14 protein-coding genes are annotated in these 17,797 nt (G+C 68.5%); all 14 read right to left on the reverse strand.

The window, feature by feature from the left end; translation table 11 throughout:
• Positions 1 to 745 (reverse strand): glycosyltransferase family 2 protein (locus MTBLM5_RS13975; RefSeq protein ID WP_173976693.1); only part of this gene is annotated, 745 nt, incomplete at its 3' end.
• 1 nt (position 746) lies between these two features.
• Positions 747 to 1,529 carry an NAD-dependent epimerase/dehydratase family protein gene (locus MTBLM5_RS13980; protein ID WP_254431071.1) on the reverse strand — a complete coding sequence of 261 codons (783 nt, stop codon included), beginning with the start codon at positions 1,527 to 1,529 and terminating at the stop codon, positions 747 to 749.
• Between the two features lie 2 nt (positions 1,530 to 1,531).
• Positions 1,532 to 2,776 (reverse strand): class I SAM-dependent methyltransferase, encoded by a 1,245-nt coding sequence (locus MTBLM5_RS13985; RefSeq protein WP_173976695.1) that lies wholly within the window; start codon positions 2,774 to 2,776, stop codon positions 1,532 to 1,534.
• A gap of 5 nt (positions 2,777 to 2,781) precedes the next feature.
• On the reverse strand, positions 2,782 to 3,771 hold the full coding sequence (locus MTBLM5_RS13990; RefSeq protein WP_173976696.1) for an NAD(P)-dependent oxidoreductase: 990 nt from the start codon (positions 3,769 to 3,771) through the stop codon (positions 2,782 to 2,784).
• A 12-nt stretch (positions 3,772 to 3,783) separates the two neighbouring features.
• Positions 3,784 to 5,262 (reverse strand): hypothetical protein, encoded by a 1,479-nt coding sequence (locus tag MTBLM5_RS13995; protein ID WP_173976697.1) that lies wholly within the window; start codon positions 5,260 to 5,262, stop codon positions 3,784 to 3,786.
• Positions 5,263 to 5,299: 37 nt separating this feature from the next.
• Positions 5,300 to 6,565: an O-antigen ligase gene (locus tag MTBLM5_RS14000; protein WP_173976698.1), complete on the reverse strand. Its 1,266-nt coding sequence runs from the start codon at positions 6,563 to 6,565 to the stop codon at positions 5,300 to 5,302.
• The gene (locus tag MTBLM5_RS14005) at positions 6,562 to 7,692 is read right to left on the reverse strand and encodes an SGNH/GDSL hydrolase family protein (RefSeq protein WP_173976699.1); all 1,131 of its coding nucleotides are present in this window, start codon (positions 7,690 to 7,692) and stop codon (positions 6,562 to 6,564) included. The genes MTBLM5_RS14000 and MTBLM5_RS14005 overlap by 4 nt, the downstream gene beginning before the upstream one ends.
• A 32-nt stretch (positions 7,693 to 7,724) precedes the next feature.
• Positions 7,725 to 8,609: a glycosyltransferase family A protein gene (locus tag MTBLM5_RS14010; protein ID WP_173976700.1), complete on the reverse strand. Its 885-nt coding sequence runs from the start codon at positions 8,607 to 8,609 to the stop codon at positions 7,725 to 7,727.
• Entirely contained in the window at positions 8,606 to 10,480 is a 1,875-nt protein-coding gene (gene asnB, locus MTBLM5_RS14015) for an asparagine synthase (glutamine-hydrolyzing) (RefSeq protein ID WP_173976701.1), read from the reverse strand. The genes MTBLM5_RS14010 and asnB overlap by 4 nt, the downstream gene beginning before the upstream one ends.
• Positions 10,480 to 12,174 carry a heparinase II/III family protein gene (locus tag MTBLM5_RS14020; RefSeq protein WP_173976702.1) on the reverse strand — a complete coding sequence of 565 codons (1,695 nt, stop codon included), beginning with the start codon at positions 12,172 to 12,174 and terminating at the stop codon, positions 10,480 to 10,482. Before MTBLM5_RS14020 ends, asnB begins: the two co-directional genes overlap by 1 nt.
• Entirely contained in the window at positions 12,171 to 13,733 is a 1,563-nt protein-coding gene (locus tag MTBLM5_RS14025; RefSeq protein ID WP_173976703.1) for a hypothetical protein, read from the reverse strand. The genes MTBLM5_RS14020 and MTBLM5_RS14025 overlap by 4 nt, the downstream gene beginning before the upstream one ends.
• A complete protein-coding gene (locus MTBLM5_RS14030) occupies positions 13,733 to 15,637 on the reverse strand; it encodes a hypothetical protein (RefSeq protein ID WP_173976704.1) in 1,905 nt (634 codons plus the stop codon). The genes MTBLM5_RS14025 and MTBLM5_RS14030 overlap by 1 nt, the downstream gene beginning before the upstream one ends.
• Before the next feature lie 105 nt (positions 15,638 to 15,742).
• Positions 15,743 to 17,650, reverse strand: coding sequence for a glycosyltransferase family 39 protein (locus MTBLM5_RS14035; RefSeq protein ID WP_173976705.1), 1,908 nt, complete (start codon positions 17,648 to 17,650; stop codon positions 15,743 to 15,745).
• Between the two features lie 2 nt (positions 17,651 to 17,652).
• The gene (locus MTBLM5_RS14040) at positions 17,653 to 17,790 is read right to left on the reverse strand and encodes a hypothetical protein (RefSeq protein WP_173976706.1); all 138 of its coding nucleotides are present in this window, start codon (positions 17,788 to 17,790) and stop codon (positions 17,653 to 17,655) included.
• Positions 17,791 to 17,797 lie beyond the last annotated feature (7 nt).

Here is a 17,797-nt window from a genome sequence, read left to right on the forward strand (position 1 = left end):
AAGCGGGGGACTTGATCCTGACCGTCTCGGGCCCGCGCCGCAGCCAGGCGGTCGCCACAGAATAGCGCAGCCAGAACAGATAAGCCGGCAACCACGCCATCACCCGGAAGCGTGACGGCTTGTCGGCGCGCTCAAACCAGCGGGCGGCTTCCTCGTCGACCTTCCAGCCCAGCCGCACCGCCTTGGCCATCAGTTCGATGGCGAAGGTGAAGCCCAGGCGGGATTCCAGCTCGACCGTATCCAGCAGCCGGCGCGAGAACATCCGGAAGGCATTGGTGCCGTCATGGACCGGGATGCCGCCGATATGATGCAGCGCCAGCGAGCCGGTGACGGTGATCAGCTTCTTCAGCCAATGGCAGCCCTCGAAACAGCCGCCCTTGACGAACCGGCTGGCGGCGACGACGTCGCAGCCGGAATTCATCTTGGCCACCATGCGGTCGATGATGCCGGCGTTGTAATCGTCGTCGGCCATGTAGACCAAGACCGCCGGCGCCGTCGAGGCGGCCAGGCCGGCCCGCACGGCGGCATGGGGGCCGCGCTCGGGGTTCTTCACCAGCGCGATGTCCATCCCATCCTGGGGATAGGCGGCGATGGCCGGAAGCGTGTTGTCCTCGGCGAAATCGTAGCAGATCAGCACCCGGAACGGCGTCTTGACCTCGCGCCGAAAGGCGTCGAGCACCGGGATGATGTTGCTTCCCTCGTTATAGACCGGGATGACGATGTCGAGCAGGGGCGCAACGGCCATCTCAGGGGGCTCCGTCAAGATAGGCGGTCAGCATGGCCTCGGAGGTGGGAACCATTCCCAGGGCCGCGACCTTGTCGATATTGACGTCGTAGCGGGTGGTGATCAATTCGGGATGCATGGTGAAATCCTGGATGGTCCGGCCTTGCCGGGCCGCCACCATCTCCAGCAGGCGGCCGACCGTGATGGGGGCCGACGCCGAGATGTTGAAGAGGCCTTGTCCACCCGCCGCCAGGATGGCGTCCAGGCGCTCGCCCAGCACGTCCAGATGCAACAGATGCAAGCTGCTGTCCAGGGTCTGGCGGATCGGCTGGCCGTTCAGGGCGTCGAACACCGGATTCTTGCGCAGGCCCGGCCCGATCAGGGTCCCCAGCCGCAGGATCAGGAAGGATTCGGCGTGGTGGGCCACCAGTTGTTCGGCCAGGTATTTGTGGAAGCCATAGACGTCCAGCCCGGCCGGGTCGATGGTCGCCGTCTCGGCGCTGGTGGCCTGGCTTTCCCGCCCGCGGCCGTAGATATCCACCGTCGAGGCCAGGACATAAAGACGATGGCGGATCGAGGCGGTGCGCGCCATCACCGGGGCGACATTGGCGGCGAAGCTGGCGGCCGGATTCTGGTTGGCCCAGAAGCGCCGGCCGTCGCCGTTGCAATCGACCACCATATCGGCCTCGGCCGGCAAGGAATCGTCGCGGCCGACACGGATCACCGTCCGCCCGGCTTGTTCCCAGCGGGCAGCGAGAAAGCCGCCCAGGAAACCGCCGGCTCCGATGACGACGATCGGCCCCATGCTCACGGGACGATCTTGACGTCGGGCAGCGGGACGATGAACTTGCCACCCTTCTTGATGAACTCGGAATTGGCCAGGAAGAAATCCAGGTAGTTCCAGGTCAACAGCAAGGCGGTGTCGATGCCGCTGGCCAGGAAGGAATCGTCGCCGACGATGGGGATGTGGCTGCCCGGCGTCACCTTGCCGACCTTCAGCGCATTGTTTTCCGCCACCACCTCGATATCGGCGGGACCCAGCTTCAAATAGTTCAGCAAGGTGTTGCCCTTGGCCGGGGCGCCATAGGCGCCGACCCGGCCGCCCTTGGCCTTGACCTCGGCGATCAGGGCCAGGATGCGGTCGCGGATCTGTTCCACCCGGGCGGCGAAATCGCGGTACCGGGCCGGGTCGGTGATGCCCCAGGCCTGCTCGTCGGCGCGCATGGCGGTGATGCTGTCTTCGGTGGCGCGCCCCGATTCGGCCCGGCACACGAACAACCGCAGCGCCGGCCCCGAGGCGCCGACCTCGGTCCGCTCGAACCGGAAGGCGCGCAGGCCGACCTTGGCGAAAAGATGATCCAGCGGGGTCAGCGCCAGATAGCACAGATGCTCGTGGTAGATGGTGTCGAAATACAGCCGCTCGACCATATCGACCAGATAGGGGAACTCGATGATGAAGACGCCATCATCGGCCAGCAGGGTCCGCACCCCGGCGGCGAACGAGGTGATGTCGTCGACATGGGCGAAGACGTTGGTGGCGGTGATCAGGGCGGCGCGGCCGTGGCTGGCGGCCAGGCGTTCGGCCAAGCCGGATTCGAAGAATTGGTCGATGACCTCGAACCCGGCCTCGCGGGCGTACTTGCCGGCCGACGAGGGCTCGATACCCAACAGGCGGCAGCGCCCGTCCGGATAGCGGCGCAGCATGATGCCGTCATTGCAGCCGATATCGACGGCCAGCGCGCCGGCCGGCGGCTCGAACCGGGCCAGGGCGCCGTCGATCAGTCCCTGATAATGCTGACACAGCGCCCGTGACGTCGACGAGAGGTAGAGGTAATCGTCGAAGATGTCCTCGGAATAGACGATGTGGACCAACTGCGACAGGCCGCAATCGGTGCACAGATGCATTTCCAGCGGAAAGGCCTGCTCGGCGGCGATGTCGGCCGGGGCCAGGAAGGAATTGGACGGCGGCTGCGCCCCCAGATCCAGGGTGCGGACCAGATGCGATCCGCCGCAGATGCGGCAGGTGGTCCGGACACGCATGCGCATGGTCATGGCGATCAATCCTTATTGGCCGGCATCAGGCCGGCATTGTCCACATACCACTGGGCCAGCAGGGGCACGCCCTGGGCCAGCGAAACCTTCGGGGCATAGCCCAGCGCCGCCAGCTTGCCGATGTCGGGGCAGCGGCGCATGGTGCCGCCCGGCTGCAGGGTGCCGGGGACCAGCTCGACCTCGCGGCCGAAGAAGGCGCCGACCTGACGGGCGACATCGGCCACCGACACCTCGTCCATGGTGCCGATGTGATAGATGCTCATATGTTCGGCCTTGTCCATCATCAGGGCCAGCCCATCGACGAAATCGTCGATATAGACGAACGACCGGGTTTCCTGGCCGCTGCCCTGGATGGGGAAGCTCACCGGCCGGCCGGCCGGGGTGGCGGCGTGGACATCCTTCATGCGCAACACGAATTGCGGCAGCACGTGTTCCCAGCCCATGTCGGGGCCATAGACGTTGTGCGGGCGGAAGATGGTCATGCGCTGGAAATGCTTGCGGCCGTAATTGAGCGCCATCAATTCGCAGATGATCTTGCCGCCGCCATAGGAATAGCGCGGATTCAAGGGATCGGGCACCACCAGCGGCACGGTCTCGGGGGTGGGGACCACCGGGGGCGTCTGATAGACCTCGGAGCTGGACGCCAGCACGAAATCGCCGACCCCGTGGGCGATGCAGGCATCGATGACGTTGGTCATGCCCTTGACGCCGACATCCAGCACCAGATCGGGCTTGGTGTAGAAGAACTCGGTGCCGTTGACATAGGCCAGGTGGGCGACGCAATCCATGCCCTTGACCGCATCGGACACCTTGGCCGGGTCGCGGATGTCGGCCTCGATCATCTCGAACTGGCCATGGACGTCCTTCAGACGACGGTCGGCGCCCCGGCTGTTGTTGTCGAGCACGCGGACGGTGTGGCCATCGGCCAGCAGACGCTTGACGATGCCCGCACCGATGAAGCCGGTGCCGCCGGTAACCAGGATTTTCTTGGCCACGAGGCGCTCCCCTTAATTCTGTCTGGAGTAAAGATCGAGACCGCCGCAGCTAGAGGTCTTTTGGTAGCGGTCGAAATGTTGGCCATCCCATACCGGCTCGGCGCCGACACCGATGGCGATGGTCGCGAAGGCGCCGTCGCGGATCAGCCCGCCGACGCCGTCGCGTTCGAACGTCATGCCCAGCTGGCGGTCTTCCCAATAGATGGTCGCCAGCACGAAGTACGGCCCTTCCAGGGCGAACCACGGCAGGCTGAGATGAACGTCGTTGATATAGAGCGGCCGGGCGACATCCTTGATGCAGGCCGCCTGCTCGACATTGCGCCGATGCGAATCGGCCACCGAGGTCACTCCGGTTACTCCGGCCACCACCAGCAGACAGGCCACGGCGTAAAGCGCGAAGCCGGCGCCCACCAGACGACGGGTCCACGGCATCGGCTCGACGCGGGCCAGGGTGGCGATGCCTGCGAAGATCATGAAGACGACCATGACGAAATAATAGTTCTCGGCCGCCGCCGTCTTGGCGCTGGCGGGAATCGACAGCACGGCGGAAACCCCCAGCCCGATCAGCGCCAGCAGCAGGCGGTCGTCGCGCCAGGCTGCGCGCAAACCGCCCGGCAGCCGCGACAGAGCGACCGGGATCAGCGCCACCATGGCCAGATAGGGGGTGGTCTTGACCAGCAGATTGCCGAGGTTGCGCCCCAGTTGCCACCAGGCGAAGAACATCGTCTGCTTCTTCAGGAAGGCCATGTCGCGATAAGCCTGGCCGCCGATCCAGCCGCTGAAGCCCACCACCGCCACCGGGATGGCCAGCGACAGCGCCGCCAGCCGCCATTGCCGGCGGACCAGCAGGAACAGGAACAAGGTGGCGCCGACGAAGATGTTGGACTGCTTGAAGCTCCAGGCGGCGGCGGCGAGCAGGGCGGCCGCCACGGTGGCTGCCGTCGGCCGCGTCGGGTACCAGCGCAGGAACACCAAAAGCGCGGCCACCGCCGACACCACCGCGCCCAGTTCGCAGGTCACCGCGATGGCCCAATAGCCGATCAGCGGCCCGAAGAAGAAACATAGCGACAACGGCCAGGCCAAATCGCGCCAAAAACCGCTGTCGCCGGCGACCAGCCGCAGCAGCCGCGCCAGCAGCGCCGAGCCGGCGGCGCACAACGACAAGGTCGCCACCTTGGTCAAGGTCGGCAGCCACCAATCGTTCAGGCCCAGAAGCTTCTGGCCCAGTCCGGCGAAGGCGCCGTAGAAGGCGTAGAACAGCCAGTTATAGTAGCTGGCGGCGAAGGGAATCCGGTAAGGGTCCTGATAGACCGCCTCGCCGTTGATGAACTTCCAGATGGCGAACAGCGCCTCGAACTCGGCGCCGCTGGTGATGGCCTGCATCGGCTGGCGCAGCGACAGGGCGTCGGTCACCCGCACGGCCATCAGCAACAGGGCACACGCCGCCGCCGCCCAGCCCATCCATACCACCGTCGCGCCACGCGAACGCATCACTCAGCCTGCTCTTAATCTTTTTGTCGGCAGGACCCTACTCAGCGGCCCGGTCAATTGCAACCGTGTTCGCCACCTCCGCAGGCCGGCTCGCCAAGGCCAACAGGGCCGCCGCCAGCCACATCGACGCCTGCCACCAACTTTGCCAGAAGCCATAGGATACGGTGGCGACGACGAAGGTCCCGACGAACGCCGCCAGGCCGGCGGCCCGCTCGACCCGACGCGCCGGATCGATCCGGGACAACACCCGCAGCACCGCCAGCAAAAAGGCCGCCAGCAATGCCGCGCCGGGTAGTCCCAGTTCCAGCCATACCTGCAGCACCGCGTTGTGCGGATGAAGCGGCAGCAGGGGTTCCCGCAGTCCGACGTTGGTGCGCGTGCCGTCGGGATCGTAGCGCCAAACCTGGATTTCCTCGTCCGCGCCCGGAATGCTCCGCGACGCCTCCATCCCCCATCCCCAGATCGGCTTTTCGGCGATGTGCTGCCCGGTGAATCCCCAGATGGTCATGCGGTGGTGCGACGACATCGGCAGCCACCGCCAGTTCTGGAAGGTGTGGTGCGGGTCCGGCATGCGTTGGGCCGCCATCGGAATTGCCACGATCAGCAAAATCGTCGCCACGGCAACCGCACGCAACAGCCCAGGCGGCCGCAGCAGGGACACCACGGCCGCCAGGATGGCCAGGGCAACCGCCAGTCGGGTCGACAGGCTGTCGCCCAGGAACAACCCGACCAGCACCAGCGCCAAAGCCCCCAGCCCCCACCGGAACCGGTGGGACAGTCCCAGGACGATGGCGGCCGGCGCGACCATGGCGACGATCACCGCACCGCGCCCCAGCGAGCTTCTGAGCAACGAGATCGAGCCGTGCGCCAACAATTGCCGAACATAGGTGACGCCGTTTCCGGTCAGATATTCGACGATCAGGACACACCCGGCCAGCAGCACCGCCACCAACAGGGCCAGACCGATCCGCCGACGCCAGTGACCCTCGACTTCCAGGGCGGCGGCGACGGTTACCTGGCCGGCCAAGGTGGAAAGAGCCAGCTTGGCCGCCCCTCCCAGCGCCTCGCGCGGGTCGATGGCCCACGAAGCACTGATCGCGCCCCAGACCACCAGCAGCGCCGGCAGGATCACTATCGCCCGTGGCAACCGCCGCATTGCCCCGGTCCGCACCACCAGCGGCGCCGTCGCCAGGGCGAGCAAGCCCCCCAGCGGGGCGATGCCCAGCGGAGCGACCACCCCCAGGACGGGCATCAGAAAGGCTGCGGTGACGAAGCCATAGCCGGCCAGACGCTGCGCCATCATGGCCGGCGCCCCGGAACCGGCGCGATCCCGGCCGCCAGCAAGGATTCGCACATCGCGGCGCCAACCCTGCGCGATCCCTGGGGCGTCGTGTGGACCACGTCCCACAGGTCGCCATCGGAAAATTCCAGCTTGGCCCCGACATCCAGGCAGCGCAGACCGAGTTGGCCGCAGGTCTGCAAGGTGACGGCGTTGAACGCGGCCAACTCGAAATAATCGTCGAGATTGCCGCTGATCTTCTCGCCGACACGGCGATAGGACCCGCCGGCCTGAGTGGCGAAAACCGGTTCGGCGCCGAAGGCCTGAATGGTCTCGGCCAGAACCCGCAAGCGCTGTGCATAGGCATCCAGCTCGGGTTTGCGTTGCATAGCCACCGCCTGCCGGCGCCGGTCATGGTCGGCGGTGCCCACCGTCACCTGCTGGGCCGACGCCTCGCGCCACAGGCGATCGACCCGCCGCGACTGTGGCTCGGCCCCGCCGGTCGCCGACAGCGCGTGATAGCCGGCCTTCCAGGCGGCGAGATTGCCGCGCACCGTGGTCACCAACCCATACAAAGCGCTTTTCATCAGCAGGCGCTCGACCCATGGCGGGCGGCCGGATTCGGTGTAGCGGCGGACGTCGTCCTCGATCACCCGGCCATCCAGGACCTTTTCGTTGATGCCCAGGTAGACCAGCACCACGGCCGGCCGCAAAGCCGGGACATGACGGAACCAGATGTCGAAATCCAGAATGTGCCCCCGCGACGATTGCCCGGCCACCCCGGCGTTGGCGATGGGTGTCGGCGCGCCGCGTTCGGTCAGGCAGGCCGACAACACATCGGTCCAGGTCTCACCTTCCGATACGAAACGCTCGTCCGTCGTGCTGCCGCCCACCGCCAGGATCGCCACATCGGCGGGCGTCCCGTATTTGCCGCGAAATCCGAACGAGTCGCGGCGATAGGACACGGTGTCCGCACGGCCATACTTGTCGGACGCGGACAATTGCCAGGTCACATCGCGGTAGATCGACAGACGACGCAGGTCGGAATTCGCGGTATCGCCCAGCCAGCCGCCGAAAACCAGCTCGGCCAGGATCAAAAGACCGGCCAGAAGCCCCAGATTCCATCCGACCAAACCTAGAACCGCACGCATGCCAGAAATCCGCTCAGCCTCATCGGACTGTCTTAATGGTCCGCCCGCATCGTGGCAAGCCACCACACCACCGAGGCCAAGGCCGGGCCGATCCGGACCAATTCGCCCAGGGCCTTCCCCCACCGCCCTTGCCGGCGAAAGGCGGCGGCCGCCTCGACATGAAGGATCACCGCGCGGGTCAATGCCGCCCGCCAGCCGCCCGGCCGCGCCCGCATCGCCGGCAGGTGCCGCCGCAACACGGCATAGGAACAGTGCCGCCGCCGGGCGACATCGGCGGTGATGCCGCTGGGATTGATGTGGTAGCGCATCAAGGCGCCCGGAAACACCCGAAAGCGCCCGGTCCGGGCCAGCCGCAGCCACAGATCGTGGTCCTGCGCCGCCCGCAACGACGGCTCGAAGCCGCCGGCATCCAGGACCGCCTGACGGCGAGCGACCACCGTCGAGGTGCCGACGAATCCCCGGACCGACAAGGCCAGGAACGGGTCGCCGGCCTGGGCGAAATGGCGCGCGCAATCGCGCACCGTTTCGCGGCCGTCGCCTTCGCGCACCAGGACGTCATGGGAGACATAGACGATCTCGGGGTCAGCGAGAAAATCCAGGCTGACGCGAATCTTGTCCGGCAGCCATTCGTCGTCGGCGTCCAGGAAGGCGACGAAGGTCGCGCTGGCGGCGGCCAAAGCCCGATTCCGCGCCGCCCCCGCCCCCTGGTTGACCTGACGAATCACCACCAGTTCGGTCGCGCCCAGGCGCGGACGGCACGATTCGGCCAGGTCGGCGGTGCCGTCGATGGAACCGTCATCGACCACCACCACCTGTCGCGGCGGCAGGGTCTGGGCGGCGACGCTGGCCAAGGCGCGCGCGATGGTCTGGGCATTGTTGTAGGCCGGCATGATGACCGAAACGTCGGCAAGGCTCATGGTGCCAGCGCCTCCAGCCCCTGATCCGTCGGCGCCCCTTCGCCATGGACGCGAATGGTCAGTTCCAGCATCAGCAGGGCGTACAGGCGATGGCCGTGGCGGCCGGGATCGGCGCGCAGCCTGCGGATGCCGTCGGCGCTCCACCAACCCCGCGCCAGACAATGGGGCGCGGTCAGCACCCGTTCGGCCAGGCCGCCCAGCGGCCCCCGCATCCAAGCCGGCACCGGCGAGGCGAAACCCTGCTTGGGAGCGTTCAGCAATTCGTCGGGCAGGAACGGCGCCGCCATTGCCCGCTCCAGGGCCTTCTGCCGGCCGCCGGGGGTGCGCAATTCGGGCCCAACCGCCAAGGCGGCCTCGACCAGCCGATGATCCAGGAAGGGAACCCGCCCCTCGACCGAGGCGGCCATGCTGGTGCGGTCCAGCAGCAACAGCAGATCCTCGGGCAGATAGGTATTGAGCTCGGCATACAGGCCGGCACTTTGCGCCGCACCCGCGAAATCGCCGAAATGCCGCGCCTGGGCCGGCACAGGCGACGGCAGGCGGCACCCCAGCATCGCCTTGATCGGCGCGGGAAAGAAGGTCGAATGATCGTGCAGATAGCCGCCGCGATCATGGGTGAACTTCTCGGCCCGGGCCAGGCGCCACCGTGTCATCGGATCGACCAGACCGACCAGCGGCTCGATGGCGCCACGGCGCAGCCAAGCCGGCAATCCGAGATAACGGGATTCGACCGGCAACTGAAAATACCGGCCGTAGCCGGCGAACAGCTCGTCGCCACCGGTGCCGTTCAGCGCCACCCGCACCTCTTGGCCCAGGACCGCCTCGATCAACTGGTTGGGCAGCAGGCTGGCGTCGGCCAGCGGCTCGTCGCAGAACCATGCCAGCCGCGGCAAATGGTCGGCGACGTCGGCCATCGAAAGCTCGAACAGGGTATGACGGGTGCCGTAGCGCCGCGCCACCAGGGCGGCCAGCGGGCTTTCGTCAACCGTTGCCCCTTCGAAACGAACCGTGTAGGTGTTGAGCGGCCGATCCAGACGGCGAGCCGCCAGGGCCACCAGCAGGCCGGAATCGACGCCGCCCGACAGCAACGCCCCCACCGGCACGTCGGATCGCAATTGCAGCCGGACCGCGTCGTCCAGCAGATCGGTCAGATGGCGCCGGATCCCTTCGCCGTCGCCGGGCAGATCGGGCGCCGCCTGGGCCTTCCAATAGCGCTGGATGTGGACGGTGCCGTCGGCGTCGGCGGTCAGAAGGTGGCCGGGCGGCAGCTTCGCCACCCCCTTCCACAAGGTTGCCGGTGCCGGAACCCAGCCATGGGCCAGATACTGGGCGACCGCGTCCTCGTCCACCTCGGGCCGGATCAGGCCGCTGGCGAACAGGGCCTTGACCTCCGAGGCGAACACCACCGCGCCGGCGGCGGTGCGCGCCCAATAGACCGGCTTGATCCCCAGGCGGTCGCGGACCAGGGTCAGACGGTGCGGCTCGCGTTCGTAAAGGGCCAGCCCATACATCCCGTTCAGCCGATGCACAAAATCGGCGCCCAGGCGCGTCGCCAGCGGCAGCACCACTTCCATGTCGCCATGGGTCCGCCACGGATAGCCGGCGCATTCGTCGCGCAGTTCCAGGTAATTGTAGATTTCGCCATTGCCCATCAGCACGCGCTCGCCGGTCCCTTCGACGATGGGCTGGTCGCCGGTAGCCAGGTCGATGATGGCCAGACGGGCGAAGCCGCAGGCATAGCGGCGGTCGGGTGCAGTCCAGTCGCCGACACCGTCGGGACCACGGTGACGCATCGCCGCCAGCATGGCTGGCATATCCGCATTGGGGGGTTCGACCGTCCGTGGGACGAACAGGCCGGCCATGCCGCACATCAGACCGCCTCCAGAATAATCCGCCCGGACCAAGGCAAGGCCCGAACATCTTCGATGGCGATCTGGGTCGCCGCCTCGCCCTGGCCATAGGCGATCCAGCGGGTCACCGGCCGCAGGACCACGGCACCGTCGGCCACCACCCGGACCTGTCCGCGTGGCGTTTCGATCACCACGACATCGCCGTCGATGCGGACCGGCCACGGCGTCGTCAGCATCCGCGCCAGACGGCGGCGCCCCCGTCCGTCGACCCGATCGTCGATGATGGCCGCCATGTCGGTCACTGTCCAGTTCCGCTCGCACCAACGGACACCTTGGCGCCGGAACGCCCCGTGCACCAGATCGATCCCGTCGGACCGGCGGCGCAGGACCGGCGGCTCGCCGCCTTCCCGGCGGCGGAAATCATCGCCATAATAGGGACGGTTGGCCGCCGTGGGATCGGCGCCGTCGATGGTCAGGCCGTTATGGACCGCCGCCGAGCGGTACAAGGCGGCCTCACCGCTGTCGCCATAGGCGCCGCGTCCGGGATCGACGATCAGGGGCAGGCCGCGCCAGTGCAGTTCGAAACCGCCCAGGTCATGGTGGCCGTGGCCGGGGATGAACGGCCAGCCCTGCGGTCCGGCATGCACCAGCAGCGCCCAATCGCCCTGATCGGCCCGGGCCCAGCCATCGGCAACCGGATCGCCCAGGGCTGGCTGCGGCAAGGCCGCCAATTCCCGCCGTTCGTCATCGGTCAAGAGGGCCAGCCAGCCCCCCGTGCCGCCCGGCAGCAACCCGGCCAGGAATGCCGGCGGGCAATCGGGCGATATGTCGCCGACCAGCGGCAAGCCCCCCGGCAGGGAGAAAATCGCCGCCGCCGTCAGCGCGCGCGCGGCGATGCCAGCGAAGGCCTCGCTTTCCGGGCGGCAAAAGCGACGCGCCGCCAGCCAGGCCGAGATATAGTTCCGGGTCAGCAATAAATGGTAATGGCTGGATTCTTCCCGCAGAAGACCCGAAGAGGTGAAGATGCGCCCGGCCTCGGCCAGCAGGATCTCGGCCCCCAGCTCGGCACAACGGTCCCAGCCCAGGGCACAGCCCAGCAGGAACAGGCCCCGGCCGTTATTGGACAGGTGGTTGCCGGTATAATGGTCGCCGGAATATTCCAGACGGGCGGCGATGGCCGGACCATGGGCGGCCAGGACCGCGACGGTGTCGGCGACCGGCCCGGGCAGGCCGCCACTGCGGCGGGCGAAATCCAGCAGGTTGATCAGGCGCTCGGCGGCGGTATAGGGGTGCCAATCCCAGCCGGGACCCGGACTTCCGAACCGCGACCGCCATTCCTGCCACAAGGCGCACACCCAGGCGGGGTCCAGGCCGTCGGCCTGTAGCGGCAGCCAGGCGAAGCGGTGAACCGCGAGACGGGTCTCGATATCGGGAAAGTCCTGGTCGAACAAGGCGCCCGGCGCCTGCGGCGACAGGGTGACGCAGGCGCCGGGCAGGCTGAGGGTCAGCGGTGCCGTCGGCGGCATCGCCGGCAATTCGGCGAATGGCGCCAGCCGCGACGGCAGCGGCAGGGCGAGATCGGCAAGATAGGGCGGGTGCCCCGGGACAAACCGCCTCGGTGCCGCCGTCCGGCCCATGGCCCGTTCCAGCAGATAGCGCCGCAGGGCGGGATCGCCCACCAGCTGGCGCGCCTTGCGAACCAGTGCCCCGATCATGGCGGTTCTCCCACCCGGCATCGCCACAGTGCGCGATCGATTTCGGCGAAGATCTTGGCGGCGTCCAGCGGCTCGGGCCTGGCGCAGGCGGCCAGACGGTCGGGCACTTCATCGGCCGTCGCCGCCGGCACCACCAGCCCCGGCGGCAGGATATCGTTGGCCAGCATTCCCTGCGGCAGAAAGCGGATTGCCGGCAAGCCCGCCAGCAGGGCCTCGAGCCCCACGGAACTGCCGGCAAAAAGCACCGCGCGCACCGGGCCGGCCTGGGACAACGGCCCTGGGCTGCGGTCCAGGCCGGGCTCGGGGTGAAAGCCGACCGGAGTCATCGGATGCTCGCGCACCAGAAAGCGCCAGCCATGGGCCGTCGCCGCCCGAGCCGCGGCCACCATCTGCCGTGCCACCCCGATCTGGGCCGGAAGGGGCAGGAAGATCGCCCCGTCGGCCGCCCACGGCAACGGCGTGGGCGCGGGAAAACGCCAGGCGCCGCCGATCCACAGGCGGTCGACGGGCACCCCCCAGGCGACCAGCCGATCACGGCTGCCCGGGCCGGCGCAAGCGATGCTGTCGGGCAGGGCCGCCACGCCGTCCGGCAGGGAATGGGCCGCATAATTGCTTTCCAGGTTGCCGATGGTGGCATGCTGATAGCCCAGGGTCCGGGTGGCGCCGGCCCTGGCGTGGCGGACGAAATCGCGTTCCCAGGCATGGTTTTCCCACGGCCAGGCCACCAGAACCGGCCGCGCCGCCGTCAGGAAACGCCGCTGACAATGGATTTGCCAGGCGATCATCGCCGGAGTCCCGGTGGCGCCCTCGTGGGCGGCGGCGCGACGGACCAGCCAGGCCAGTGGCCCCGACACCTGCGGACGCCAACGGCGGAACACCAGGGCCAGCGCGGCGGCCATCGAGCCCCAGCCATGCAGGCCAACCCCCAGTTCGGCGGCGCGAGACGGCGGGCAATCGACGTGCAGAATTCGTTGCATCCCAGGAATAACCTCGGCCAGCTGGCCGAAATAGGCGTCGAACCCATCGGGCCGGCTGGCCGGATGGCCATAGACCAGCATCACCGGCCGGCCCGGCGGAACGGCGCGGGCGGCACCGCGCCCCCGCCAGGCCGCCCGCGCCATGCGGACCGCCACCCGCGCCCGCGCCAGCCAGCCGCGCAGCCCCAGGCGCAGCGCGGTTCCGACCAGGGACGGCGCCGCCCCCGCCGTCACCCCCGGCAAGGTGGCCAGATGGCGAAACAGCCAGGGATCGTCGCACAGGCACAGAACGCGATCGCCACCGGCCGCCCAGCCGCCGACCAGACGGGACCAGGCCAGCATCAACCCGAGATCGGAAACGTTGCCGCCGGCGGTACAGGCGTGGGACAGGATCGCCGATGGCTGGCGGCCCAATTCGGCGGCCAACCGCCACCATTCCGGCAGGACGGCATCATAGGCCTCGGCCAGGGCGCGAGCCGTTGGCCGGCCGGCGGGAAGGTCGGCATCGCAGCCGGCGACGGCGCACCACTGGTCCCAACCGCTTGGGGGAATGTCCCCGGTATGGTGCAAGAGGACCGGCATCAGCGACCGTAGGAGCAGCTGGCTGGCGTCAGGGCCAGGATCAGGGTACGGGTCTCGGCCGATCCCAAGCCCGGCAGCGCCCGGGAAAAGACCCAGCGCCAAGTCACCTCGGCCTCGCGGCGGGCGCAGCCCTTGGCGGTCAGGTCGGCGGTCAGCTGCTGCCAGGCCGAAACCGGCCGGCCGTCGGCGGGAACCTCCTCGCCGGCGATATGGGTGATCCCCAGGTCGCGCATCTGGCTCCACCGCGCGGCGGGGTCGGCGCCCGAGCGGCGCATGTCGATGCGGGCCTGCAAAATCTCGCTGGCGATGTAGTAGGGCACGTCCAGGTTATAGGACAATTGACGTTCCGACAGCATTACCTTGTCGCCGGGGCCCAGATGCTCGTTCAGCCAGCGGGCCAGAGGATAGCCGGCGACGGCCCGCTCCAGAAAGTCCTCGCGGCTCTCGGCGCTCACCAGATGGCGCAGATAGGCGGCGGCGAACACCCCCTGGCCGGCCACTTGAATCAGCACCAGCAGGGCCAGGCCCGCCACCATGGGGCGCTTGACCCCCAGCCAGCCGGCGCCGCGCTCGGCCGCCACCATCACCCCCAGGGCCAGCAGCGGCAGGACCGGTACGAGGTGGCGGATGCGCTGCGACGACGCCGTCATGATCCAAGCCAGATAGAACAGCACGGCGATGGCGATCATCGGCGTCAGGGTGCTGGTCGCCAGCCGGTGGCGGTGGCGGATCAGGCCGGCCACGGCAAAGGGGGCCAGGATCAGCAACAGCGGACCGGGGCCGGACCGGCCGGCCTCCCACATCGCCGGACCCCACCCCAGAATCGCCCGGACCGGATAAGTGAGCGCCAGGCCAAGGCCGGGCGTCTCGGGATTTTCCGCCGGGAAGAACAGGGTCCGAAAGACCTCGTGATGCGCGGCGCTCCACAGTGGGCCGTCCGGCAGCCCCAGGGCGCGAAACAGCATCGGAAACACCGGGTCGCCGGTCTGGCTCCAGTTCCACAGATACCACTGGCCGCCGGCCAGGGCCGCCGCCGCGCTATATCCCAGGACCGCCCGAGGCGCCAACCGCCTGCGGGCCAGCAGAACCAGCCCGGTGGCCGCGATCAGCAGCAATCCCAGGGTCTTGCCGCCGGCATAGAACCCCGCGCCCAGGCCCGCCAGCACTTCCCATCGCCATCCGGGCTCGCGCCAGGCGCGGGCCACCGCATAGGCGGCAAGCACGGCGAAGCCGGCCAGCCGGGTCTCGACCTGCCCGCCCGAGGCGCCGAACATCCAGGCCGGCATGCTCAGCAGAGCGGCGGCCAGGGCCAGGCACCAGGCGCGCGGCAGCCATTCCCCGGCCAGCACCGCCACCAGCACCACCGGCATCAAGCCGGTCACCATGGCCCACAGGGCCAGGGCCCGCTCGCCCCCCAGGGCCAGGGCCGGCAGATAGGCCATCTGCACCAGAAGCTGGGTGACCCCGTCGATGGCCCGCGGCACCAGGATCAGCCGCCCGTCGGCCAGGATCTGCCGGGGCCGGGCGAAGTGATAGGCCAGCGTGTCGGCATCGGCCGGCGGCCCCAGCGCCACGATGACATAAACGGCCACCACCACCAGCACGACCAGCGCCACCAGCCACTCTGGCGCCGTGAATGACGCGACCCGAACCGGACGCGGCAGCGCCACCAGGCCCACCGACAGCCCAAGCAGCATCGACATCAGGATCGCGGCGTCAAGCCAGCCCTGCCAGGCCAGGAAGAAGACCAGCCAGCCGACCAACCCCAATCCCAGCGGAAAGGCCAGGGTGGCGGCCAGGGCGGCCGGCATCCCCGCAGTCACGCCCAACAGCCGCAGCAACAGGGCGCCGCCGCCGAAGCAGGCCGACAGGTTCAACAGCAGGGCCGCCGGAACGCCGATCATCCGACCCCCAGTTTGGCCGCCAAGGGCGCCAACAGCGGCCGGAACTGCCAGAGATAGGCCGCCAGGCCGGCGACGACCCACAGCCAGGCCGCGACCGTCAGCCCCTTAGCGCCCATCCAGCGCCTCCAGGACCTGGCGTCCGTCATAGACCGCGACATAGGGATCGGACGTCACCGGCTGCAATCGGGCCAGGATATCGGCCAGATGGGTTCCCAGGCGGTCGGCGGTCAGGTCGAACGGTTGCATCTCGGGGGCACCCGAGACGGTGCGGCGATATTCGGCGGCGCGGGTGACGATGATCCACCGATAGCCGCCCTGGCGAAAGCGTCGCAGGAATTCGTCGCGCGGCATCGGCGGCGGCTTTCCCGTGGTCAACCACGACTTTTCCTCGTCGGCGAACAGCCGCAACTGCGCCGAGGCCTGCGGGCAATAATAGCTGTGCGGGGTCATCAGCGACAAATAGCGCTCGCCCGGTTTCAGGTTGTCATGCAGCCAGCGACAGGGCGCATAGAAGGCCCCGGTCAAGGTCGGCGTCTTCAGGTGATAGTCGGCGGCGCTGACCAGGCCCAGGGCCGGCGGCAGCCGCAACGCGCCGTAGATGGCGACGAACGCCCCTTGCGTCACCACCATCGGCAACACCGCCGCCAGAACCGCCAGCCGCCACCAACCGTGCGCGGCCCCCGCCACCATCGCCAGACCGATGGCCGAAAACGCCGCCAGCATCGGGATGATCGGCATCAGGAACCGGACCTGCTGGGACAGCAGGAAGAACCACAAGACGAAATAGACCGCGCACATCAGGGCGACGGTGGCGCCCTGGCGCGGCCGCGCGGCGGCCGCCAGCGGGGCCAAGGCCAGCAGATAGGGCGCGCCCAGGACCATCCCGTCGAAATATTGCATCGGCGCGACCGACATGAACCATGGCGCCAACACCAGATCCACCAGCGAGCGGCCGGTGCCATACTGGTTCCGCAGATCGGCGAAATAGTCCACGCCCCCGGGCGTGAACAGCTGATTGAACATCGGAAACAGCGGATTGCCGGTCAGACCGGCCATGTGCAGGGCGTGCGGCACGAACAGCGCCACCCCGCACATCGCCCCAAGCGCGACCTGGCCCACCAGCGCCGGGCGACGAAGGATCGCCAGCAGCATCGGAACGCCCAGCGCCAAGGCCACCGCCCCGCCATGGAACTTGACCAGCAATCCGCCGCCCAGCATCAGCCCGGCCAGAACCATCAAGCCCGGCCGGAAATCCTGGCGCCACGCCAGAAACGCCACCAGTGCCAGGACGGCATAGGCGGTCAGCGCCACCTCGACCTCGGGCGTGGCCATCTCCCACACCATGACCCGGCAGGCCAGAACCATCAGCGCCGCCCCGATCACCGCGCGGCCGCCGCCGCCCATGCGCCGGGCCAAGGCGGCCGCGCCGGTGGCGGCGACGAACCCGAACAGGGCGGTGATCATCTGCACCGACGGCTCGCCGACGGTGGCCAGGGTCAGGCGGATCAGATTCCCGGTCAATTCCGGAAAGAAGACATGCGGCAGGCCGCGATCCCATGCCGGCAGAACCCGGCCGCGCTCGAGATCGAGCTGGGGAACCGCCAGATGATACATCAGGCTGTCGTAATCGTTGGGGGGCGCCATTCCCTGCAGCAGCGCCGACAGGGCGGTGGCCAACAGGGCGATCCACAAGACCGCCAGCAGCGGATCGTGCCGGGCGACCGCCAATTCCCGCCGGACCGCCGCCAGGCCCCGGCTCCATCCCATCATCCGCCAGCCTGGCAACGCCAGCAGGGCTGCGCCGGCCGACAGGCCCCACATCGACACGGCGTCATAGCGCCAGGGACCAAGGACGAACACGCCGAAATACAGCGGCAACACGCCGACCAGAAACGCCGCACCCAGCCGCTCGGGGCCGGTCAAGGCGCCCCGGCGATCGAGCCCGACCACCAGGGGCCAACCCAATCCCAGGCAGACCAGGGCGAAAGCCAGGATATGAACGGTCGCCATCATGGTCACGGCCCGAACAGGAAACGGCCGAAAACGCCGATCTTTTCACGGTAATAGCCGGCGCTGTACACGAAGTACGCCGCCTGGACCGCGACGACCCACACCACCGCCAGCGGCACCACCCATCGCGACGGCACCTTCATGGCGTCC

Origin of the sequence: Magnetospirillum sp. LM-5 (assembly GCF_902729445.1) — a bacterium.
In the GTDB taxonomy this organism is placed as follows: domain Bacteria; phylum Pseudomonadota; class Alphaproteobacteria; order Rhodospirillales; family Magnetospirillaceae; genus Magnetospirillum.

Excerpts from the sequence above, each read along its gene's own strand:
- MTBLM5_RS14040 (WP_173976706.1), bottom strand. The coding sequence starts at position 17,790 with ATGAAGGTGCCGTCGCGATGGGTGGTGCCGCTGGCGGTGGTGTGGGTC.
- MTBLM5_RS14005 (WP_173976699.1), bottom strand. The coding sequence starts at position 7,692 with ATGCGTGCGGTTCTAGGTTTGGTCGGATGGAATCTGGGGCTTCTGGCC.
- MTBLM5_RS13980 (WP_254431071.1), bottom strand. The coding sequence starts at position 1,529 with ATGGGGCCGATCGTCGTCATCGGAGCCGGCGGTTTCCTGGGCGGCTTT.
- MTBLM5_RS14035 (WP_173976705.1), bottom strand. The coding sequence starts at position 17,650 with ATGATGGCGACCGTTCATATCCTGGCTTTCGCCCTGGTCTGCCTGGGA.
- MTBLM5_RS14010 (WP_173976700.1), bottom strand. The coding sequence starts at position 8,609 with ATGAGCCTTGCCGACGTTTCGGTCATCATGCCGGCCTACAACAATGCC.
- MTBLM5_RS14030 (WP_173976704.1), bottom strand. The coding sequence starts at position 15,637 with ATGATCGGCGTTCCGGCGGCCCTGCTGTTGAACCTGTCGGCCTGCTTC.
- MTBLM5_RS14020 (WP_173976702.1), bottom strand. The coding sequence starts at position 12,174 with ATGATCGGGGCACTGGTTCGCAAGGCGCGCCAGCTGGTGGGCGATCCC.
- MTBLM5_RS14000 (WP_173976698.1), bottom strand. The coding sequence starts at position 6,565 with ATGATGGCGCAGCGTCTGGCCGGCTATGGCTTCGTCACCGCAGCCTTT.
- MTBLM5_RS13985 (WP_173976695.1), bottom strand. The coding sequence starts at position 2,776 with ATGACCATGCGCATGCGTGTCCGGACCACCTGCCGCATCTGCGGCGGA.
- asnB (WP_173976701.1), bottom strand. The coding sequence starts at position 10,480 with ATGTGCGGCATGGCCGGCCTGTTCGTCCCACGGACGGTCGAACCCCCC.
- MTBLM5_RS13995 (WP_173976697.1), bottom strand. The coding sequence starts at position 5,262 with ATGCGTTCGCGTGGCGCGACGGTGGTATGGATGGGCTGGGCGGCGGCG.
- MTBLM5_RS14025 (WP_173976703.1), bottom strand. The coding sequence starts at position 13,733 with ATGCCGGTCCTCTTGCACCATACCGGGGACATTCCCCCAAGCGGTTGG.